17 protein-coding genes are annotated in these 23,268 nt (G+C 45.4%); 10 read left to right on the forward strand and 7 right to left on the reverse strand.

Features of this window, described 5'->3' with window-relative positions:
• Positions 1-240: 240 nt before the first annotated feature.
• A complete protein-coding gene (locus tag ACFQI7_RS36365) occupies positions 241-420 on the reverse strand; it encodes a hypothetical protein (RefSeq protein ID WP_218103266.1) in 180 nt (59 codons plus the stop codon).
• Positions 421-880: 460 nt separating this feature from the next.
• On the opposite strand from ACFQI7_RS36365, the gene ACFQI7_RS36370 reads away from it, so the two are divergent.
• Positions 881-1,636 carry a YheC/YheD family protein gene (locus tag ACFQI7_RS36370; protein WP_218103267.1) on the forward strand — a complete coding sequence of 252 codons (756 nt, stop codon included), beginning with the start codon at positions 881-883 and terminating at the stop codon, positions 1,634-1,636.
• Between the two features lie 473 nt (positions 1,637-2,109).
• Here the strand turns inward: ACFQI7_RS36370 and ACFQI7_RS36375 are convergent, their stop codons facing one another.
• Complete coding sequence (locus ACFQI7_RS36375) at positions 2,110-2,997, reverse strand: sigma-70 family RNA polymerase sigma factor (protein WP_218103268.1); 888 nt, start codon at positions 2,995-2,997, stop codon at positions 2,110-2,112.
• A 247-nt stretch (positions 2,998-3,244) separates the two neighbouring features.
• Between ACFQI7_RS36375 and ACFQI7_RS36380 the strand changes: the two genes are divergently transcribed.
• On the forward strand, positions 3,245-3,670 hold the full coding sequence (locus ACFQI7_RS36380) for a VOC family protein (protein WP_218103269.1): 426 nt from the start codon (positions 3,245-3,247) through the stop codon (positions 3,668-3,670).
• Between the two features lie 335 nt (positions 3,671-4,005).
• Entirely contained in the window at positions 4,006-4,443 is a 438-nt protein-coding gene (locus tag ACFQI7_RS36385; RefSeq protein ID WP_218103270.1) for a DUF5946 family protein, read from the forward strand.
• A gap of 318 nt (positions 4,444-4,761) precedes the next feature.
• Here ACFQI7_RS36385 and ACFQI7_RS36390 read toward each other — a convergent pair whose 3' ends face one another.
• Together ACFQI7_RS36390 and ACFQI7_RS36395 are read right to left on the reverse strand one after the other, a co-directional pair.
• A complete protein-coding gene (locus tag ACFQI7_RS36390) occupies positions 4,762-5,841 on the reverse strand; it encodes a HupE/UreJ family protein (protein ID WP_230415749.1) in 1,080 nt (359 codons plus the stop codon).
• Positions 5,842-5,929: 88 nt separating this feature from the next.
• Entirely contained in the window at positions 5,930-7,441 is a 1,512-nt protein-coding gene (locus tag ACFQI7_RS36395) for a CehA/McbA family metallohydrolase domain-containing protein (protein ID WP_218103271.1), read from the reverse strand.
• Between the two features lie 762 nt (positions 7,442-8,203).
• Between ACFQI7_RS36395 and ACFQI7_RS36400 the strand changes: the two genes are divergently transcribed.
• The 4 genes from ACFQI7_RS36400 (at position 8,204) to ACFQI7_RS36415 (ending at position 14,646) form a co-directional block, all read left to right on the forward strand.
• The gene (locus ACFQI7_RS36400; RefSeq protein ID WP_218103272.1) at positions 8,204-9,418 is read left to right on the forward strand and encodes an extracellular solute-binding protein; all 1,215 of its coding nucleotides are present in this window, start codon (positions 8,204-8,206) and stop codon (positions 9,416-9,418) included.
• A gap of 162 nt (positions 9,419-9,580) precedes the next feature.
• The gene (locus tag ACFQI7_RS36405) at positions 9,581-11,554 is read left to right on the forward strand and encodes a sialidase family protein (RefSeq protein ID WP_230415751.1); all 1,974 of its coding nucleotides are present in this window, start codon (positions 9,581-9,583) and stop codon (positions 11,552-11,554) included.
• Between the two features lie 89 nt (positions 11,555-11,643).
• Positions 11,644-12,696: an SGNH/GDSL hydrolase family protein gene (locus ACFQI7_RS36410; protein ID WP_218103274.1), complete on the forward strand. Its 1,053-nt coding sequence runs from the start codon at positions 11,644-11,646 to the stop codon at positions 12,694-12,696.
• Positions 12,697-13,650: 954 nt separating this feature from the next.
• The gene (locus ACFQI7_RS36415; protein WP_218103275.1) at positions 13,651-14,646 is read left to right on the forward strand and encodes an SGNH/GDSL hydrolase family protein; all 996 of its coding nucleotides are present in this window, start codon (positions 13,651-13,653) and stop codon (positions 14,644-14,646) included.
• Positions 14,647-15,323: 677 nt separating this feature from the next.
• Here the strand turns inward: ACFQI7_RS36415 and ACFQI7_RS36420 are convergent.
• The 3 genes from ACFQI7_RS36420 to ACFQI7_RS36430 all read right to left on the reverse strand — a co-directional run bounded on the left by ACFQI7_RS36420 (position 15,324) and on the right by ACFQI7_RS36430 (position 19,752).
• Entirely contained in the window at positions 15,324-16,655 is a 1,332-nt protein-coding gene (locus ACFQI7_RS36420; protein WP_218103276.1) for an ABC transporter substrate-binding protein, read from the reverse strand.
• Positions 16,656-17,267: 612 nt separating this feature from the next.
• A complete protein-coding gene (locus tag ACFQI7_RS36425; RefSeq protein ID WP_218103277.1) occupies positions 17,268-19,397 on the reverse strand; it encodes a heavy metal translocating P-type ATPase in 2,130 nt (709 codons plus the stop codon).
• Positions 19,384-19,752, reverse strand: a complete 369-nt coding sequence (locus ACFQI7_RS36430) for an ArsR/SmtB family transcription factor (RefSeq protein WP_218103278.1) — start codon at positions 19,750-19,752, stop codon at positions 19,384-19,386. The genes ACFQI7_RS36425 and ACFQI7_RS36430 overlap by 14 nt, the downstream gene beginning before the upstream one ends.
• Positions 19,753-19,882: 130 nt before the next feature.
• Between ACFQI7_RS36430 and ACFQI7_RS36435 the strand changes: the two genes are divergently transcribed.
• From ACFQI7_RS36435 to ACFQI7_RS36445, 3 genes are all read left to right on the forward strand, one after another.
• Positions 19,883-20,434 (forward strand): SRPBCC family protein, encoded by a 552-nt coding sequence (locus ACFQI7_RS36435; protein WP_218103279.1) that lies wholly within the window; start codon positions 19,883-19,885, stop codon positions 20,432-20,434.
• A 371-nt stretch (positions 20,435-20,805) separates the two neighbouring features.
• Entirely contained in the window at positions 20,806-21,726 is a 921-nt protein-coding gene (locus ACFQI7_RS36440; RefSeq protein WP_218103280.1) for an aminoglycoside phosphotransferase family protein, read from the forward strand.
• 255 nt (positions 21,727-21,981) lie between these two features.
• Positions 21,982-23,028: a serine hydrolase domain-containing protein gene (locus ACFQI7_RS36445; RefSeq protein WP_218103281.1), complete on the forward strand. Its 1,047-nt coding sequence runs from the start codon at positions 21,982-21,984 to the stop codon at positions 23,026-23,028.
• Positions 23,029-23,268: the final 240 nt, after the last annotated feature.

A 23,268-nucleotide genomic window follows, 5' to 3' on the forward strand; every position in this document is an offset into this window, starting at 1 on the left:
TCGTGACACCATAGCGCAACGACCTTCCTCACCAGCCGTAAGAATAGTATAAAACGTCGCACCAAAATTTTCATCCTCTGTGGCGCCCGACAGGGCATGGGGGGCTAACGGGTTACGATAGTTGAATAAAACAACAGAAAGATCCGTCGCGGCGGATCCTTCTTACATTGCACAAAATATTGGGCATAATAACAAACTAATTCTGGTTAATATGTTGGCGGGCACTGGAGTGAATCATTTTTAAACGCGGTTGCGATTGCCCTCACGCTGCTTTTGATTCAATAGGACCGCAACGCCCATAATGACTATACATGTGGCAGCGCCTAATTCATAACCTTGTTCTTTTGCTCCAAATAAACCTCCGATTACTCCGCTTGCAATCATACATAATCCGCAAATCATACCAACTTTTCCGATCATTCTGAACACTCCCTCGTTTTTTCTTATGTATTGATCTTACCAAAGCGCATCTTCACAGATCAGTGACCTTCTTCACGAAAATGATATGGCAATTCTCACATTAGTCGTGCCGGGACTGTGAGGATTGTCATCTTTTCAAATGAAGAAGTTTTTCTTGTTCACTCTTGTCATAACGACGAAGAAGCTGTTGCTGATCCAGAAAACCCAAAAGACTACTTGGATTAGTTATTTATGGACTAAAATTACCCTTCTTTGCAGCACTAGCGGGTGTCCGTAACTATGTGGGTTACAACCCAAAATCGGATCCAAGGGGTAAAAAGGAGCGCGGGTTTCCTTTTGTAAAGGGGCTTGGAGGAACGAGTCTCAGGGAGGGGTCCATGTTATTGGGAACGGCTTAGGCGGATGCTGTGACAAGCACCTATTTGCATGCGTATGTTGAGAATAAGGGAGGTTGAGGCAGTTGAAATATGCAAGCATGTCTATCAAGAACAAATGGCAAAAGACCAAATGGCTGCTAAAGCATCGGAGATTGCGAAGGCATATCCCCCGAACTGTGCCGTTTAACAGAAAAAATTTGCAGATGATGCTATCTGCTTATCCGACTGTCTATTTTAAGCCAACGGGAGGTACGGGTGGGTTTGGCATCATCCGTATCAAGAGAATGGCGAGAGGGTACCAAACAAAACTCAATACCGTCAAATCGCCAAGTCCGACACAAGTCCATTTATATAAGAAACTGTCCCGGTTCTCAGGAAGGGAATCGTATCTGCTTCAGCAGGGGATCCAACTTGCCAAAACGAAAGGTAAGCCGTTTGATATCCGAGTCATAGTTCAGAAGACGAATGAAGGAAAATGGATAAGCACGGCCATTTGTACCAAAATAGGCAAGCCGGACATGGTTGCCACGAATTATCACCAAGGAGGTAGGCTCGGCTATCTTAGCAATATGCTGGCGGGAGCAGGGTACGAGCACGATTTGATCCTTCGTAAGGAAGCTGCATTGAAGCGGCTCGGCGTTGCTGTCGGAAAGAGCTTTGATCTTTATCGAAGGGGCTTTAGAGAACTGGGGCTGGATGTGGCTCTCGACACCGAGGGGAAGCTATGGATTCTAGAAGTGAATACGAGGCCGGCAATTTATCCATGGAAGCACTTGAAAGGCAAAATGCTGTATCGTCGCATCATGTCAGCTGCCAGGCAATACGGCAGAGTCACGTAGTTAGACAATAAGAAATACGGCGGTTGTCGGTGACAAGAGCTTTCATTGTTATCCGTTCATGTTTTCTGATACCTTCTGATCAAATCAAAGCGGTAGCCTGGGACACGAGTTTCCTTGTCCATAGCTACCGCTCTTTCATACGCTCACGCAGGTATATGTGCTATCAAGAACTTGATCCCATCGTACGACCGTAAGAAGTGGAATGTGACTAAGCAACCGGGAACGATAGTGTGGAGCTGCCGCAGGGTAGCTCCACTTTTATACTCATTGAAGTAACGGGCAGGATAACGTGGTAGCGATCCTTATAGTGCGTTCCCTTATTTCTGTCGACACTGTTTTTTCATGATATATGCAGTGGAATCATTTACTGATAAAGCACAAAAAAACGCATTGTCTACGAACGCGACAGTGCGTTTTTTTGTGCTTTTGTGTTCTATTTTAGTGTTGTTGCAGTTCCTTAGCTCTTCAGCCAATCAATCGTTCAAATCGGCGATGTCGAGCCCGCGAAGGCGTGCCTGGTCGGCAATCATACCGATCTCGGTGATCTTGCCATCCACAACCGTGAATTCGAGAATGAATATCGGTTGATCCAAATGACCTGCGATGACGCCTACCGATCCGTTCACGAGTACCGGCTTCATGCCCTGGGCACGATCGGTGAATTGCTTGGCCTGCTTGGCCACGGCCTCTGAACCGCGAACAACCGGTGCATTTGCAACTGGCGCGAATACGGGGTCGTTTCGAAGTACGACATTCGGATCCAATACCGAGAGCAGTTTCTCAAAGTCTCCGTTACGCGACGCGGCGAGGAATGCATCGACAAGCTCCCTTTTTCGCTGAAGCTGCGCAGTTTCCGAAGTCGTTTCGGCACCCTGGACTCGGCGACGAGCGCGGCTCGCAAGCTGCCTCGCTGCGGCTTCGTTGCACCCAATAATGAGAGCGATCTCCGAGAAAGACAAGGCGAATATATCGTGAAGCACGAACGCAATGCGTTCAGCGGGATTCAATTTCTCGAGGACAACGAACATCGCATTACCGACGGAGTCAGCCATCAGCGCTTCATGCTCGGGATCACTTCCGTCTTGATGACCAGTAACCGATTCTGGTGCGCTAGCCATCACAAGCTCTTCACGCCTCGACTTGCGTGTTCGCAGCATATCAAGACACACCCTCGAGACGATCGTTGTCAGCCATCCTCCCATATTCTCGACTTCGCCCGTATTTGAGCGGATAAGACGGATCCATGACTCCTGCACAGCGTCATCTGCTTCGCTCCGTGATCCGAGCATCCGGTAAGCTACCACCTGCAAATGATTCCGATGCGTCTCGAATTGTTCAACAAGCCAGTTGTGATCGTTCATGCGCCACTATCCCTCCCTTTGTTTCTTATTTATCTACTTATATGTCGTAAGAAATTCTGCAATTGTGACGGAGTTTGCAGGAAAACTACAGTTTTTATTTCGAGTTTCTCATTAAAACACTGTTCGCGGTTTCTGTCACGTTTCCTTCATGACTTACGACATAGTTAATGACAAGGGAAACCGGTCTATGTGAAAGAAGAGTCTACCGGTGTCCGTTGAAAACATTTAAACCGAGGAGATGATTGTTGTGAGTACGAGTTTGATCTCTTTTCTTGAAATGAACGGAAGCGCGAATGAGGCCATCGATTTATACGTGAAGGCGCTGGATGCCAAGGTCACTTATATGCTTCGATTCGGAGACATGCCGGAAAATCCGGACGCTCCACTGTCGCCGGAAAAGAAGGACTGGGTGAATTACGCCGCCTTGAAAATCGGCGATTCCGAACTACAGATTACCGATAATGTTACCGGAAGCACCTACGAGAAGGGAACGCAAATCACCATCGTTGTTCAAACCGACGACAAAGAAAAAGCTACCCAATATTTCGAAGCATTGAAGCAAGGCGGTCGAGTGAACAACCCGCTACAAGCAAGTTTCTTCAGCCCCGCTTACGGTAATGTAACGGATAAATTCGGTATCACGTTCCGGATCCTTACAAAAGGACGTCAGTGATCAATCGCTCCATTGATTTAGTGCATCATAAACACGCAAATAGTAGGGGATATAGCAGCTCTGCACGCATTGTCAGCGGAAGAGACGCTTACTTTTTGAGGAGTCATTTTACCTGACGAGAATCTGCTTTGAAATATGTTGTCATTCCGTTAACGGGAAACGATAGCGCAATAACCAGGGAGCAGATCGCCGCGATGAACTGCACCCTGTTCCCGTTACCCATCCACTGCATAACATACCGAGATTAGAGTTTTTTCTTGGAGATGACTTCGGAAGAAGATGCAACTTATACCAATCTTGTTCGTCTATCAAGGGATGGATAGGAGGTGTTATTTATGTCTGAAAGTTGTACTAAGTGCGGCGCCGTTCACACTGGGGAGAATACATGCGAATCGATTTTCGGCGAATTTATGGCACTTGAGTTCACAGATCCCGGTTACGGACGGGTTCATTTTCTCACCGTCGCCTGTTACATGGTTCAACATGAGGGCTACAGCGATGAATTGTATGTCTGGGTGCAAGCCGCGCTGCGAAAATACCTGGAGGAAGGCCACACCACGGAGATGATTCGCCAGGATGCCGCCCAAGGACCCGGACGCACCAAGGGGATTCGAAGGCCGGCGGATGCGCCGCCTCTTCCCAAGGTTGCCTGGTCTATGACGATCGCCGATGTGGCAGCGCAGATGCAGGATGCGGAAAGCTATTGCAAGCTTATTGAACAATGGGGACATACAACGTTGCAAGAGATGGGACCGCTTGTTTTGAAAAGGTGATAGGATGGGTTATAGTACAGCGAATTTGCAAAGATAATTAAAGCAATGGGGAAACGATAGCTGAATAAACAACTAAGACGCAGCTGCCGGCATCGATTGGTAGCCGCGTTACGTTAACGGGCAGGATACTTCCAATTATGGTAAACAGAAGGATATTGCAATGAAATAAATGGAGGTGCAAAAATTTTCATGAAAAAGGGCTGGTGCATTTGCAACCCGGCCCTTTTAATCTGAAAAAATAAAGTTGTAGATTGGTGGCGGGAGCGTAATAAATTAGAGGTAATTGGTACGTCATTATTTTTTCTAAAATCGCTAGGGCTAAAAAGCCCTCTGAAAAAACCATACGCATCCCAAGATTAATACAGCAGTAGACACACTAGGCAAAAACCACTTATAAGATAAGCGTTTATTTATGAAAATGAGAGTTGGGAATATCAAAGATACAATAAGGACTTGACCTAATTCAATACCCACATTAAAAAACAATAAAGACGTAGCCAAGTGAGTTGCACCTAAATGAAGCTCTGCCAAGATTCCTGCAAACCCAAAGCCATGAATTAATCCAAAAGCAAAGGCTATCCAGGGGGCGTGATTGGATTCAGGTTGGAAGATGTTTTTAAGCGCTATATAAATAATACTCAGCGCAATCGCAGATTCAATTAACTTACCAGGCAATTGCACGATTTCTAGCGTTGCAAGAGCCAACGTGATGCTGTGAGCGATAGTGAATGCCGTGACTAAAGAAAGGATATGACGAATCGTCATGGCGCCAATGAGTAAGCTGATAACAAATAAAATGTGGTCATAACCCGTAAATATATGCTTTAATCCTAACAAAAGAAATTGTTTTGCACTGGTGAAAAAACTCATTTCTCCGATATTCAATTCTCTTACCTCGTATGTAAAGATAAACTCCTGTTGTTTTTCTCCAATATGTACTTTTGCCATGTTAGCATGACTAGGATCGCTGTCTTCAAAGAATACGTTGTAACGAACTATCAAACTTTCTAGAGCTTTATTAACAGAATAAGAAAGGGTAATATCAGCAAAAGCACGTTCCTTTATCTTCAAGACAGACGTTTGATTAATCGTGCTTTCAACGGGAATGCTGTCTGCGTAAACCGAAATATGAGTACTAATATATTCTTGGAGAGGAAGTTTGTTTTGGGTGATGATATTGTTCAATTCCTCTAAGTTTTCAACGTTTTGTTCATCGATCTTGAATCCAACCGCATGACTTAATTCAATGAAATCGAGTTGCAGGTTGTAATTGATCTTTTGACCCTCAACATCTATTTTGGAAAAACCCTCGCTGTTATTGCTGTGTGCACTCGCGACCGGCGGGAATGAGATTAAAAAAGCAATAGCTAGAGTCATGATTAACCATTTAAATTTCACTATTACTACACATCCTCATTTTTCATTTCAAAAGGAAAGACGAGGAGCTAGTTGACTTAACTCCTCGCTGCAAACCATTTACGTGAACTTATTTCAAATTCATAAAGATTGGATTGGAGTAGAACCAAAGGTCTTTCCATGGATCTTCACCTTTAGGATCAACGCTTGGTTCGAGTTCATTTGTATTCGTTCCGCGAACCCTGATGTAACTATCCTGGTTCACATCTTTCAATGTATACGTTATAGTCATATACTCGCCATCTTGCTTCCATTTGCTTTCGTCGAATCTAGCTACCACATTCGTAGTGGGGTTGGTTGCCGTTGAACGGTCTTCCACTTTTCCTGTTACTTTACCCATGATAAGATCGACACGATTTACTTTCGGGTTATCACCGTGGTTATTGGCTACGTTCGGGTCTTTGAATCGAATCGTAATTGTTACATCGCTTCCATCTTTCTTTGGGATATTTAATGTTTCACCGATGGAAGCTCGATTGCCATTGGATTCAGCATGAGCAGGGGACTTTCCTACCGCTTGCGCAGTCACATCCAATTCATTGATCAAATCGCCGGTTGTTACGAATACTCGTCCATTACGCAGACCATCCAATATATCTGCGTGAGTTTTCTCTGCCTTCACATAGGTTTTGGAATATTCACCAGGCCAGAAGTCGCTGCCGCCGTCACGCCAGTTTACATGTGAATCAGAAGTTGATGTGATCCACCAATGTCTTCCCTCACCTAACATGGAATCCCAAAGACCGCCTACTTTTGCGCTCATCTGATCAAATCCGCCCATTGTCGGGAAGCTGCCATAACCGCCTCGGCTACCTTTTGGATCAATGGAACCATCTGGATTGATTGCGCCAGCTTGATGACCAGGCGCTCCCTCCATACCGACGGATACATTTGGTGCTGTATCGTTCCAATTACGGAACTCTTGTGGAGTATCCTGCCCCCAAACACCATCTGCATTAGCTGAACGTGCAGGATGATTTGCAAACAGAACAGGAGGTTCTTCTAAGTCTTTCATGTAATTTAAGGTATTAATCATATTGGATTCAGTATCCCGCTGCGGGTCAGTAGGATAAGGATCGCGTTTATTAAACTTACTTTCAATATTATAAAGTGTTTGCGACTCTTGATCGGTCTTCGGAATGATTAACGAGCTATGATCCGCTGCGGGTGTATCTAATTCCATACCATAGAATAAAATCATGTCCGGGACCGCTTCGCGGGCTTTGAGTACTTCGGGATAAGCTTCTTCCAAATTCACTTTTGAATGGTTCGGACCGCCGTGATCAGTGGAAACCATCCAATCCACGCCGTACGATTTAGCCATTTGAGCGTTCTTCGTAATTGGGTAAATGGCATCTCCGCCTTTGATAGGTGTTGGTGGAGTGGTAGAATTATCCCAACCGACACTCCATTCACTATGAACGTGATGGTCCCCAGCGAGCCAAGCAGCCTCCTTTTTACTCGATCCTTTTGCTTCTGCTGTTGGAGGTTGGAACCCATTGGTAAAGCCCTGCGTGGTAAAAGCTGCTGTGGCGAGTAAGGTTACCGCCAACATTGGGAATGATTTACGATTCAATCTCAAAATCTCTCACACTCCTTTTGATTTATAGCTTCGAGTCAATGATAGCTATAATTTGTAAAGTTAAATCATTGGCTATGTGTGTTTATTATTAATTTCATGTAATATATGTACGCCAAATGTAGGCATATTTGTGTCATTAGACAACACAAGATGTCGAGAACATTGTCACATTCCTGATTTTGTGTGAAATTCCAGAATTAATTAGAATTGTTTCATAATTCGTTAGATTCATTATTATTCATATAAATGAAAAAAATACGCTAAGGCAGGCAAAGAGGATTATTGCCAACCTTAGTGTATTTTTTCGGTTGCGCTTGCCTTCTCCGAATATACCTTCAATCCACTCGGACGCCTCGAGCCGAGCCAATCGTCGACTTCGATGATCCGATGAGGAGCTCAAGCGTCCGCGTAGCGGCCAACAATGAAATCGGAGCCTAACTCTTTAAAATGCAATTCGAACAATTTCCTTCGGAATGCCTTCAAGGGAATAAAAATATGAAATATTAAAGTTGAAAAATGAGAGATTCGCATCAGCGAATCAAGCTACAATTAGCGCATGAAATTTCATGTAAGGGTTTTCGACATTGTGGGGGGTTAAGGCTATCGTTTCCAGCAACTGAAGCTGAAGCATCAATTAAAAGGAGGCCGAAACAAATGAAAAAAAGTATGCTTGGCTTGCTCTCAACATGCTTGGTGATACCGATGCTGTCTGCATGCGGATCGAATACTGTTAATCAAGCCAATCGTGAGACACCGGCAAAAATGTCTGAACAAAAACAGCCTGAATCAATCGTCGAATTGAAGATGATGCCGTACAGCACTTCGACCAATCAGGAAGACTTCGAGCAGTATATGAAACCGTCAATTGAAAAAAAGTTTCCTAATATCAAGGTCGAATGGATCCAGCCGGATAAGAATAAAAGTTTGGATACGTTAATCGCTTCCGGCCAAGTGCCTGATATCGTCATTACAGGTTATTCGACCTTGCCAGTCTTGAGACAGAAGGATTTCCCTCAAGATTTGAACCAGCTTGTCAAGAAAAATAAAACGGATCTCAACGTTTTCGAGCCTAATGCGCTGCAATCGGTGAAAATTTACGGGGAAAACGGCGAGTTGTTTATGCTGCCTTACTCGACCATATTTTTAGCGACATTTTATAATAAAGATATTTTTGATAAATTCGGCGTTCCTTATCCGAAAGAAAATCAAAGCTGGGAGGAGCTGATCGAGTTAGCCAAGAAGCTGACTCGCACAGTCGACGGCATATCCTATCGAGGACTGCTGCCGCATTATAACCACTCCTTGATCGGAAAGGGACTTTCCTTGTCGCTTGTCGACCCCAAAACGAATAAAGCGGTATTGAATACCGACCGCTGGCTTGAAACAGCCCGGTTGGTTAAAGGGATATACTCTATACCCGGGAATGAGAAGCCAATTGCCCCGGACAAACCCTTTGTAGAAGGGACTATGGCCATGATGCCGTACTGGGGGCAAGCAACGGTTCTCAAACTTCAAAACCAAACGAAGGCAGGCAATCCAATCAACTGGGATATGATTGCGTATCCTCATTTCAAGTCGGAGCCGGGGAAAAACTTTGAAATCGTCACTAACGTATATACGCTTTCGAAAGTAAGCAAAAATCAGGAGGCCGCTTATAACGTCATTTCTTATTTATCCACATCCGAAGAGGTGCAATCGCTGGCGCTTAAATACGGCAACCTACCTTCCATCAAGATGCAGGGGGCCGAGGCTAATTTTGGAAGCGCGCTTCCTGAATTGAAAGGGAAAAATATTGCAGGCTTATTCAAATCGAACTACCGGGAAAATCATCTGCCTTCAAAATATGATCCGATTGCGATTGAAGCGTTCAATAATCAGATGAACTCGATGCTCAAAGGGGAGATCGACGAACGGACGGCGCTTCAGAAGGCCGAGGAAGAAGCCAATAAAAAAATAGCATCAGAAATGCTTAAATAAAGTCACAATAAGTGCCGGCACGCCAGCTTATCGCTATCAAGCGCGGATTGCCGGCATTAAGGTTTGACGATTCGGCATGGAGGGAAGCCTCTAATTTTATAAAACTTAACGCATTAGGAGTTAAATATGTTAAAAAACAAAAATATATCGTTATTTGATGAAATGCAATTATTTGAGCCGGGTGAGGGCGGATATCCGGTGTTTAGGATTCCGGGCATCGTCATCACGAAGAGCGGTATACTGATTGCCTACACGGAAGCCAGAAGCACTCCAAGCGACTGGGCAAACATCGATCTTGTTATGAAGCGAAGCACGGACGGGGGGAAGACCTGGGAGCCGTTGCAGGTTCTCGTGCATAATTCGCATTCCGAAAGTGTGACCTACAACAATCCGCTTATGATTGCCGAGAAAGACAACGAAGCCGTTCATTATTTGTATTGCAAAAATTATCATGAAGTGTTTTATACGAAAAGCTCGAACGGAGGATTGGATTGGTCCTCTCCAGTCAACATAACCCCGACGTTCAACCGCTTCCGGGATGAGGGACAATTGCCGAAACCTTACCAATGGAAGGTTGTGGCAACCGGTCCGGGGCATGGCATAGAACTGCGTAACGGCAGGCTTTTGGTACCGGTTTGGCTGGCTAACGGCGAAACAGACCGGAGTCATGGCCCGTCGGTTATCGCAACGGTTTTCAGCGATGATAAAGGAGCTTCGTGGCATGCGGGAGAAATCATTTATAATACGCCTGATGTGGAAAATCCGAATGAAACTACAGCGGTGGAGCTGGATGAAGGATCTGTTATGCTGAATATCCGAAACAACTCGAGTCGTCGGGCGATTGCGGTCAGTCGGGATGGAGCACAAGGCTGGAGTGTACCAAAATTAAACGAAGCGTTAATCGATCCGAAAAATTTTGGCAGCTCAGCAAGGTACTCCTTCTCAGCAGAGGATGGCCACAGCCGCATTCTGTTTATAAATGCCAACGACGTGGAGCACCGGAGAAATATAACGCTGAAAATGAGCGAAGACGAAGGCCTGACATGGAAATATGTAAAGGTTATTCAACCCGATCAAGGCGCTTATTCCGATATCGCTATTTCTCCTAAGAAAACTATACATGCTCTTTATGAGCAAGGGTTCGGGATCAAGTCTGTCATTTTGAATAAGGAATGGCTGATGAACGGCTCTGAATTGGAAAGTTTAATCTTTGATACAGGTAAGCTTAGTCCGGTATTTAGAAGCGATAACCGTAAATATGTATTGGATGTAAGAGAGGACATAGCTTTGCTGCAGGTTACGCCGAAACTGCCGATCCATACGGCTGCCACTATAAAAGTCAACGGTCAAGCCATGGCATCCGCGACAAATCATATCGTAACACTGAATGCGAGCGGAGAAACATTAATTAGGCTGCTCATTGAATCTCCTCAAGGTGAAGTGGCCGCCGAATACGAAATTACGGTTCGCAATAGCTTGCCGAAGGGAGCTCTCGTCGGATACTGGGAGATTGAACGAATAACCACAGACGGCATAACGCCGGATTTGAGCGGGTTGAACAATGACGGTCACATGAATGGGGGATGCCAAGTTTTTGGAGACAAGGCGATGCGATTTAAGGATAATCACGTTGATGTTGCGGGAGATCAAGGGATTGCCTTCGGGACAGGCGACTTTACCGCCGCACTTTGGGTAATGCCGGAGCAAATGAATGACATGATGACGTTGCTTTGGTACGGGGATGTCGGGGCGGGCGCAAGAGGATGGTTCTTACGCACACAAGAGCACAATAGATTGTTTTTTCGAGTCGGCGGGGACGGTGCGCAAAATTTGGCGGCAACGAGTTATACCGAATTGTTGGCTTCGGGAAGATGGACGCACATGGCTGCCAAACGGAAATTCAACGAAATGACCCTATACATGGACGGGCGCGAAGTGCTCAAAAAGCTGACATCTCATATTTTTAACGTCAATGGACAAAACGTGTTAACAGTCGGAAAATCACCATCCGAGAACGGCTGCCCCTGGATAGGTATGATCGATGAGGTGCGCTTGTACAATTATGCTTTAACAGACAGAGAAATCCTGCAAATCTATGAGGATACGCAAAGCAGAAGTGAAAGATTTGAAAAATAAATTACTCTGTGAAGCAAAAGAACCGGCGAATAAAAATATATAGATTAATGGCAACGATGCCGTTATGAATATACAATCGGAGGGCAGACATGATTTACCGCAATGTGGAGCTGCATAATGTGCAGCAGATCGAAGAGACAGCGGACGGCGTTCGCTTATGCCGGGTTCCGGAGCATGTACGGATGAGCCTGAACGAAAGCGCGAAAATGAACAGAGCCTATAACACCTGCGGCTGCGAGCTCCGCTTTAATCTGATCGGAGAAGAAGCAAGAATCGTGCTGCGCAAAGAGCCCGGCAAGACGGTCACGAAGCACGGGCTCGCCGAAGTATATTTTGGCCCGTTTCAGGCGGCTTACCCGACTACGCCTGCAGCCGTAAGCTCGGACGGAACGGAGATCGTTATCCGTTATCCGGGCAACCTGGAAGAACTGAAGCAGCTGGCCAAGCTGCAGCAGCTGCCGTTTGACCCCGCCTTGGTGCGGGTAATATTGCCGTATGAATGGATTTATAAGCTCGTCGGCATCGAAGGAGAAGTCGCGCCGCCGGGGCCGGAACAGACGCCGGAGCTGCGCTACTTATCCTATGGCTCCTCGATTACGCACGGAGGAGACGCAGCTAGACCGACAGGCACGTACGCAATGAGAACGGCGCAACGGCTTGGAGCGGACCTGATCAACATGGGCTTTGCCGGAAGCGCTCATATGGACGAGGCGGTCGCGGAATATATCGCATCACGGGACGATTGGAGCTTCGCTACACTCGAGATGGGAATCAATGTGTTCCGCTTTTGGGAGCCGGAGCTGTTCGAGCGGAAGGTGAACCGGTTTTTGTCGGTTATCGCCGGGAGTGAGCCGAACCGTCCGATCGTCTGCACCGATTTGTTTTATTGCATCTACGATATTCAGGAGAATCCGAAGATTGGTGTATTTCGGGACATCGTAAGAACAGCCGTTCAAAAGCTGGAGCGTCCGAATGTACATTACATTCCGGGGACGGAGCTGCTGACTTCGGCTCAAGAGCTGTCCGCCGATCTGATTCATCCGTCGGCCGCCGGGCACGAGCTGATTGCGGAGCGACTATCCGTGCGTATTGTAAATGTATTAGAGCCCCAATATTTCCCGAAGATCAAGCGAACAGTATGAATACATTAAAAACCCATTACCATTAGATATGGACAATTATTCCAGCTAATTTTGCAACAAACCGCATTTTCCGCCGCGGTGCACTTCAAATTCTAATGTATTATGGAACAATAACAACGGAGCCTCGGGGTTTGTGGGCTCCGTTTTCTAAATAATTCCGGAATATCACATTTGACAGCTACGCGGATTTTCTCAACTAACGGGCAGTTTTGCTCAATTATGGATAACCTGCAACAGGGAAATAAAGGGATTCATCGAATGGATATCTTTATAATAAAATTGATGGATATTTTTAACGGAAAGGGTTTTATGTCTGATCACGATTTCCCTATCGTGCCATTGATTATTATGAAAAACTGAGGTGATTATTATGGAAGAGTTACTTTTACGAATGAAGCATAAACACGGAAGGATAATTGACGGAAGGCGACATTTCTGGGACGTAGAAAAACTATGGGAGTTATCAAAGAACTTACCAGTTCATAAAATCAAGATTGAATAAACGAACTTGATCAGGATTGTTGGTTTACAGATAGTAGAAGTACACCAGCTCCAACTATACGCAATGTTGCGTTTCATTGTCAGCGGATTACCAACGCAAAAATGGAGTACCCAATATTATTATGTTCAGATGGACAATTAATTGATGGGGGACATAGAGTTGCAAAAGTATTAATTGATGAAAAAAGTGAAATCGATGCCGTGTACATTACATTGCCGACGGCGGATGTTATTCAATGAAGAACTTTTGTCTGTATAGTTGCCTGTCCCAAAGAACCGATAACTTTGTACATTAGCAATACTTTGTCGCAATCAGATTTTAAAAAGCTTACCTATTCAATTTATGCATGTACCAGTTCGTTAATCTCGAGTCTAACAGTTGTTAAATGAGTTAGTTCCGGAGTTGAAAAAAATCAGCTATTTCTGAAATCAAATTAAAAGGACGTGAAAGGTATGGAGTACCGCTCGATAAATCTAAGAGATGACTTGTTCAAAGGAGCCGTTTCGCTCGAACATACGGCAGAGGGAATAACGCCTTGGCGCATCCCGTATCAAGAGTACGATTTATTCCCTCCGAACGGAATAGGAGGAAAATCGCGGGATGCGGCTGGGGTAAGGCTTTGTTTCCAAAGTAACACCAATTCTATGGAGCTTGTCTTTGCTCCTAGCAGCAATGAACTGACCGTGGATTGTGTGGTGAATGGCGCGGTGAAGGCTACAGGCCGGATCGAGCCGGGCGGGACGGTGCTGCGTTTTGATGGATTGGGGAACGATCAAAAGGAGATTGAGGTTTTCTTCAGCCAAAAATTTCCTGTAAAAATCAGCGGGTTAAGGGTGGAGGCGAAAGCCGACTTATCCCCTTGTCAGTTCCGCCCTCGATGGGTTACCTATGGGAGCTCGATCACCCAATGCGGAGCGGCGAATAGTCCGGCTTTCACCTGGCCGGCCATCGTGGCAAGACGTGCGAAACTTGATCTTACTTGTCTCGGATATGGCGGCAATTGCATGATCGAACCAATGGTTGCGCGAATGATCCGGGATCTGCCTGCGGAGTATATCTCACTGTGCCTAGGCATCAATGTGTATGGTCAATCTGCTCTTTCGCCTCGGACTTTTAAGTCGGCCGTGATCGGGTTTATTCAAACGATTAGGGAGAAGCATCCGAACACGCCGATGACTGTCATGTCCCCTATTATCTCGCCGCCAAGGGAGACGAAAGAAAACAGTGTAGGCATGACGCTGGTCAAGATGCGTGAGCAAATCGCCGAGGTAGTGTTAATGCTGCAGGGCCGCGGTGATGAGCACATTCATTATGTGAACGGGATGGACCTCTTCAATGAATCCTTAATCGACTATTTACCTGACCAACTGCATCCTAATCACGAGGGTTACGGGATCCTGGCTGACCGATTCGAACAACGGGTTGTGAAACAGCTCTGGAATTTATAATTTGATCGTAAAGTCGCCTCCTCTTTTAGTTGAAAGAACGATTAGGGAGATGAACGGATATGATTGCAATTCGTTTTCTCCGTCTAGCCCTGCAAGTTACTAATGTTGGGAAAGTATTTTGTTGATGATGAAATTGCAATTGCTTTGATTTGCTAACTGACATTGCCCTTACATATGGATTGTCAAGCTGTGACATGAAAAGGGTAAATGATTTTCAAGCAAAAACCACCGTTATCAGGAGTCTCGGAACTGCAACGACATCAATTTGGTCTATCAGGATCAGACAGCTATCGACAATCCGCGGATGGAGTCATGAAAGATGTGCTTTATCCTGTAGTCAGTGAACAAACACTAACGGATTAAATTTAGCCAAAAGAAAGCACCTCCAATTGTTAGATGGGTGTGTCTAACAATTGGGGTGCAGTACAAAGCGGATCTCGGCTCCATATCCGCTGATGCAAACGTTGCTGCCATAAAATATGTATAAGAAGTTCTATATACGTCCCGATGGCAGCATTACGATTCCCCCGCCATGCTTCATGGCATCGTCAATCGCCGTCCGCAGGGCGCTGTATCGTCGGTTACTCCATCACCTATCGCTCCGTAATCGCATACGTTCAGACCAAGATCAAGCGCACCGTCGGGCACCTGCCAATCCGCTCCTTACTCGCTTTTTTTTATCGTTTGCTTTCTTTTTCCATGTCAATCTTCTTGTTAAGAATTTCCTCCGCCTCGCGCAGCACCGTATTTAAATCCTTCTTTCCTTGTACATATGGGGTAAAACCGTTGCTGGTATAGGTAGATACTGCTGTAGAATCATAGATGGTAGACGGGTAAGCCTTCGGTTTATTGAGCGCAAAGATTGGTTTCAAATTTTTTCCATTGGCTAACGGAGACTCGGCCAAAATTTGTTGTTTAATATTGTCCTTATTGAGCACCGTCATCTTTCCGACCCGAGCCCACTTCAGCTGTACTTCCTCCGATGCTAAATGCATCAGTACCTGGAATGCCTCCTCCGGATGCTTGCTGCTCTTGGAAATGATAAATCCGTCAAAGAACCCTCCGACTCCGACAGGGTTTTCCTTGAATACGGGGTAAGTGACCATATCCCATTCCAATCCTTGCCCTACCGCTTTTTCCAAATCGACATTGCTTCCCCCGAGCAGCGTAAGGTCCGGAAACAAGGCCAAGTTCTGCTTCTCAAGAAATTGCGCTTTGCCGCTAAAAACTTGTAACGCCTTTCCCTCTGGGGTTAAGTATGCCGGCTTCAATAATTCAAATAAATTTTTCCAGCCCGGGTTGCTTTGAATAACAGCGCGATCGGTAGCTCTATCGACGTTAGGCAGATTCGTTTGCATTGGGATCCGATTAAGTCCGTTCATATTCATGCCTTGATACTGCAGGCCGCCTTCCATCACATTGAATCTTTTGGCAAGCTGAAGCATCTCTTCCCATGTCATATTGTCTTTTGGGTAACTGATCCCAAACTTGTCGAATATATTTTTGTTAAAGTGGGTTACGAAAAAAATGTTATATAACGGGAAGAAAAACATTTCTCCTTTATTCGAAAGCATCTTTACATTGTCGACCAGGGAAGATTCCATTATGTTGAAATCAAAATTAAATTTTTTGGCTAGCGGAGCCATATCTAGTGGAATATCGAGGGTAGATGTCCTCGCAAAAAGAGTGACGCCATCCCAAATTAAATCAGGGAGCGTTCCAGCCACTGCCATTTCATTCAAATTTAATTTATCGACGTATTCCAATGTAATATGAGGAAATTTCTTTTTCACCGGTTCGGCAACCAGCGTTTCAAAATCTTGCTTAGGCAAAGTATAAGTCAGCTGCCCTACCCGCAGCGTGACCGGCTTCGGCTCGACGACAGCACTATTCGGCCCTTGCGCCTCTTTCCCTGCTGCACCTTCTTTATTCGCGCTGCACCCCGATATGATTCCGGCGACGAAAAGAATATAAATAATAAACAAAACCTGAATGATTCGATGACTCACCAAAGCAGCTCCCCTCGACTAATCTGATTTCGCCATTCCTTTCCGTTGGCCACGGCATTCAGTGCTTACGTATCTCCGAAAATGTCCACACAAAAAACGATAAGTCCACTTGACTGTAAATCACCCCGATCAGTGGAGAAATTTATGTACGTCTTAGCTGCCTCATCCTTTTACTATAAAATATTCCAATACTTTCATGATAGCGGTTACATTAAAGAAGTCAAGAAAAAACTGGGTAAACAGCCGACATAGCGAATACAGGCGTTTTAACCATTTTGTTATTTGCGCCTGCAGCAACGGTTGGATCCTTTTTGTCCATTTTGCGTATTCGGCCGCACTTCCAGACCTAAACCCGGCCGATCGACTGGGTTTAGGTTTATGTTAACAGTTCACGTAAATCTTAGATTGTCCGCGAAACCAACAAACACCTTGTCTCCGATCACAATCGTCGGAACAACTTGTTTTCAAGTTCCAGACTGTTCCATCCTTCAGTAACTAAACTCAATTCAATCCCGGAATTAGCAATGTGGGGTGCAACATTCTAAAAAAAATGTTTCACTAACCGGGTACGATAGTTGAATACTTACACCTATGCAGGCGGTTCTTATTGCATTATTTTTGATTCTTTATTTTCAGGAGCCTTAGGCTATTGAGCGTTACAAGCAATGTAGCTCCCATGTCCGCCAAGATCGCAAGCCACAAAGTCAACCATCCTGGCAGGATAAGCACAAGCGCCAGTAGTTTAATGCCTAAGGAAAAGACAACGTTTTGCTTAATGATCGCCAGCGTCTTTTTGCTGAGTCGAATTGTATAGGGAAGTTTCCGTAAATCGTCTGCCATCAATGCAATGTCTGCCGTCTCGAGCGCCGTATCGGTACCCGCGCCTCCCATAGCGATGCCGACCGTGGAAGCAGCAAGGGCAGGCGCGTCATTTACCCCGTCACCAACCATCGCCACACTGGCGTAACCCTTCCTAAGTTGCTTGATATATTCGAGCTTATCTTGCGGAAGCAATTCTGCTTTGACCTCTGCGACACCAACCTGCTTACCAATGGCATTAGCAGTGGCCTCGTTATCGCCTGTAAGCATAATGGTCTTTTGAACCCCTATGGAATGCAGTTCTTCAATAACATCCTTGCTTGAATCGCGGAGCGCATCAGCCACCGCGATTAAGGCAATAATATCTTGCTGCGTACCTAGCGCCATGACGGTTTTTCCCTGCATTTGCAATGCACGGATTTGCTCACGCGACGTATCAGTAACGCTGGAATGCAGCTCGACGAACAGGTTAGGGCTTCCAATGTAATAGAGCTGGCCACCTACCGAGGCTTTCACACCTTTGCCGGTGATCGACTGGAAGTCATCCACCGAGAGGGAACGATCAGCACCCATTTGTTCCGCTTTACGTACAATAGCCGATGCTAAAGGATGCTGGGACCCTTTTTCGATCACTGCAGCAATCGAAAGGAGTTCAAGCTCGCTGCGCCCGCCAAATACGGCTATGTTTGTTACTTCGGGGAACCCCTTGGTTAACGTACCCGTCTTGTCAAAGGCAACAGCCGTGATACGTCCTGCCTCTTCGAGATGAATACCACCTTTGATGAGCACACCATTCTTGGCCGCATTTCCGATCGCAGTCACAATGGAAATGGGGGTCGAGATGACCAGTGCGCAAGGGCAGCCCACCACAAGCAGAGATAGTCCGCGATAAATCCAATCACCCCAGTCTGCCCCAAACAACGGGGGAATGATGGCGATACCAACGGCCAGAGCCATGATCGCTGGAGTATAGTATTTAGCAAAACGGTCTACAAACGCCTGTGAAGGTGCACGTTCAGCTTGAGCTTCTTCTACAAGATGAATGATTTTTGAAATAGTCGTATCTTCAACGCGTTTCGTAACTCTAACTTCAAGTAATCCTTCCTCGTTCAGCGTGCCAGCAAAAACTTCGTCGTCGACAGTTTTAGTTACAGGGACGGATTCTCCCGTAATCGCTGCCTGATTGAGCGTCGAGACTCCTTTTACAACTACGCCATCCATTGCTAACTTCTGGCCGGGTTTTACGATCATAACGTCGCCAACCTGGATATCATCCACGTCCACAGTTTGTTCAATGGAGCTACGTCGAATTAATGCTTCTTTAGGCGCAGTATCTATAAGCGACCGGATGGATTGGCGCGCTTTATGCATGGAGTAACGCTCTAATGCTTCACTGATCGCAAACAATACCACAACGATAGCGCCTTCGCTCCACTCTCCGATAGCAGCGGCACCAATAATGGCGACCGTCATCAATGTATTCATGTCAAACTGCAACCTGAACAAATTTTTTATCCCTTTTAGAAATAACTCATAGCCACCGATTATTATGGCGGCGCCAAACGTCACATCAGGGACTAGGTCATCTTCAACGTAGTTCGAAGCAATAAGATACCCAACTGCTAAAAGTAGTATCGAAACGATAACGTTCCAGTTCTCTTTCCAGAACGGTTCCTTCTTCTCAATGACCCGCTGTTTTTCAGGTGTTATCTTTAAGTTTTCAAATGAGCCGGCCTTTTCAAGTTCTTCAATCGTTGTTTGCCCGCTAACGGTAATTTTCGATGCCCCGAAGTTAACCTGCGCATCGATAACACCGGGTAGATTTTTTACGTTGTTTTCAAATTTCCCTGCGCAGTTCGTACAGGTAAAGCCCTGTACCCGGTAAACCTGCTTTTCGCTGTTTTCTGTCCTATTTTGCTGCATGTGATATCAACTCCTTGCTGTGGGTTGAAGCTAGCTGTAGCAGCTGACGGACGTGATCATCTTCTAAAGAATAAAATGCCAATTTCCCTTCCTTGCGGTATTTAGCCAATCCAAGCTGCTTCAATGAACGTAAGTGATGTGAGGCGGTTGCCAATGAGGAACCGATGATATTGGCCACATCGCAGACACATAATTCATCTTCCTGACACAAAGCAAAGGCGATTTTCATACGGGTTTCATCAGCCAGCACCTTAAACATCTTTACCATACCCGTTATATTCTCTTGATGAAGGGCATCCTGAACTCTGCGTACTTTAGGTTCGTCATAACAATAAATTTCACAACTATCTTTCATACCGTTCCCCCTACAATCAAATATTCGTTTGATTATTATCAACATAGCACATTAAAATAATTCAGTCAAACAGACATTTGATTGTTATTGTATTAAGCCACCGGGTAACGATAGCGCAATAATTCTCACCATGAAAAAGCTGCCGCGTTTAACGGCAGCTTTGTTGCGCGCACTGGAAGTTAAGACCAATAAATTTTACATGATATTGCGCAATATAGAAGAAATCACGACGCATTTTGTCCTTTATGATATGGATAGTGAAGATTACGGGAGGAGAATGTATATGAATAAAGGCGCTGCCCCAAAACAGGATCTTCATTTCAGGCGAATCTTCGCATCACCGGTAGAAAAGGTATGGACAGCTTGGACAGATCCCGAATTTATCAAGATGTGGTGGGGACCTGACGGCTTCATCTGCCCTTCTGCGGAAATGGACGTACGGGAGGGAGGAGTATCGCTGGTCTGCATGCGGGCTCCGCAACAGTTTGGAGGCCAGGATTCCTACAACAGCTGGACCTACAGCAGAATCGTACCTAACCGGCTGATGGAATTTACAGTTCATTTTACCGATAAGGAGGGCAAACCACTCCATCCGGTCGAGATGGGAATGCCGGCCGAAATGCCTTGTGAAGTGCGTCATTCGGTTGCTTTCACGGAGTTGGAGAACGGCGGACCGAGTTAAGAATAACCGAACATGATTGGCCGATGGGCCAAATGAGGGAAATGTCCCGAATGGGCATGGAGCAGTGTTTGGATAAAATGGAAAAGGCACTGAGTCAATAATGTCTGCCTTCCATTACGCTACCGAGTAACGATAGTTGAATACTTACACCTATGCAGCCGGCCATTCCAATCGGCTGCTTTTGTCATTGAAGTAACGGGAAGGATACTTCATCTCTTTGTGGAATGAATTGGATATACGTTATTTTAATTTGATATTATTGGGTTGAATATAAGTGTCAGTGCAAGAAGGAACTATTGTCTCAAAAAGAGTGGACGTTGCTAGCGCTCTAATATGATGTACGAACGAATATAAGGAGAGTATAGTGAAACATGGAAGAATTAATCATCCGCATAAGAAAAAAAGTCGAGGAATTAATGCATGCGAAAGTTGATGATATCGAAAAACTCGAAAACGTTCCCAATAATTCTGTTTACAAGATTTTAGTAGAAAACAAGCCCTACATCTTTAAAATTTATAAGCAGAGAACTTGGCCCGAAGACGGAAAGCTCATTTTTATAAACCGTAAATTGATTGAAAATCATATAGGCTGTGCAAAGATGTTCGCATTCGACAGAAACGATTCGTTTTTTCACACAGGTTTTTTGCTCGAGGAATGTCTGCCTGGAGTAACCGCGGATCAAATTGTTTTCGATTCGGAATTGGGAAAGGAATTTTATAAGAAATTAGCACGCTTGGTTTCGAAAATACATCGGATACAGATAGAGGGCTTCGGCTATATAGGCAGTGGTATCGCAAGCAATAACTCATTTATTGAGTTTATGAACGATAAATACGACGAAATAGCGAAAGCCTTAATAAACAAAAAGTTATTTGATAAGAACAGCTTACTGGAAATAAAGAAACAAGTTATCAATAGGCTTCGTTTTTGCGAAAGTCTCCCTTCTGTCTTGAATCATGGCGATTTATCAACAAAAAACGTAATGATGGATAAACATGGCGAACTTACTTTAATCGATTGGGATGACGCCATGTCATACAATTGGATCGCGGATATATCGAGAATGACTTACTGGATGAAATTTCAGTACAATGATGATGAATATGTAATGTGCAGAAATACATTTATGGAGCATTACTCAACCGACAGTTCAAATATAGATTTCAACGCTTTCGAAAACACATTTCATGTATGGATCGGTCTGGATCATTTGAATTACCATGCGAATAAACCTCAATATGAAGAAACACTGGTGTACTTCAAGGAAACAGTAGATAAGCTTAATTTATAATGCAAATAATACATCATACATCTCATACATTATTGACTCATTAACCTACCGGGACACGTTAGTTCCAAGACGGGGGCTGCCGGTATGATTGGTGGCCCCATTACGTTAACGGGTAGAATAGCACGGGGAAATGATTATTGTTAAATGATTTTGGTTTTACCAAAAAAAGGTTTAATGGCTCGTTCCACGAAATATATCAAGTACATTGGTGTTCTAATTTAAGTGCAGCGATAGGTACTTTGGAGGGAACGAAACATGTTTAGAGAAATTTTTCAAAAAAAACCTAAAAAGTATGCCACCTTAATCCCGTTCACGGTGACGAAACCAATAGCCGCCCAACTGGACGCACAACGGCTGAACCAAGCATATGAAACGCTCCTCAGGACATTTCCCAGCCTCTACAGTCTCCTGATCGTTAAGGATGCGCAACTCGTCTTCGAACGATACGAGCCACCAGCCCAGCCGTTGATTGCCTACAGCATCAAGTCCATCACGAAGAGTGTTATGAACGCGCTAGTAGGCATCACCATTCGGGATGGCCTGATCGAGTCGGTCGACCAACTCATCTCCGACCTGGCACCGAAGCTACCGGATAAGTGGTTAGTGAATGTTGAAGGCGTCCGAATTCGGCATCTGCTTACAATGACGCACGGCATCAAGGTCGAGGAGAATAGCCCGGAGATGCTGGAGATCTGGAAAAGCAGTAATTGGACCGGCGCGATCCTCGACAAGCCGCTTGTCCATTCACCGGGTGAACGGTTCCTCTACTGTACCTGTTCTACACATCTGCTGTCCGCCATCCTGACGAAGGCGACACAGGTGTCTCTGAACTACTACGCCAGTCGCCAACTGTTCCGGCCGCTCGGCATCCCGGTCCCGGTCTGGTGGGAGCAGTCTCCTGAGGGGGTAAAATGGGGCGGCAATAATATGTTCCTCACACCTCGCATCCTCGCGCGCTTTGGCCAGCTGTATCTGGCGGATGGTATCTGGAACGGCCAGCGCCTCTTTCCAGCCGGATGGGTCGACGCATCTTTTGCAAAGCAATCCAGGGGCTGGACAGACTACGCTGCTTACGGCTACCTATGGTGGGTTGGATCCGTTGATGGATTGAACTATGCCTTTGCTTCCGGCTACGGCGGACAGTACGTCTATGTGGTCCCTACTCTGAAAAGCGTCATTGTCCTAACAGCTAGCTCTGACTCCACCATCGCCGAGATGCAGGCAACCACGAATCCGGTCATTAAGGACCCGGCTTGGATTCTGCGGCGGTTTCTGATTGATAGTCAACTACGGGAATTCTAGGCAGCTTTTTAAATACATAATAGATGAAGATGCCCTGGTCAGAAGTACGCAGGGAGCACTCAGAGCGATTTTCATTTTCTGCGATTGGAAATGCCGGGTAATACCGTTGGGCTCTACCCCGAAAATTTCACATAGCATAGATCTAAAATTGGCAATACGAAACTAAGCCCAGCTTTAGTGTTTTTTTAAAAACTGTGCTTCATAGAATTTATGTGAAATCAAGATGGTTACGAGGCTGTC

Source organism: Paenibacillus allorhizosphaerae (assembly GCF_042659105.1).
Lineage (GTDB): Bacteria > Bacillota > Bacilli > Paenibacillales > NBRC-103111 > Paenibacillus_G > Paenibacillus_G allorhizosphaerae.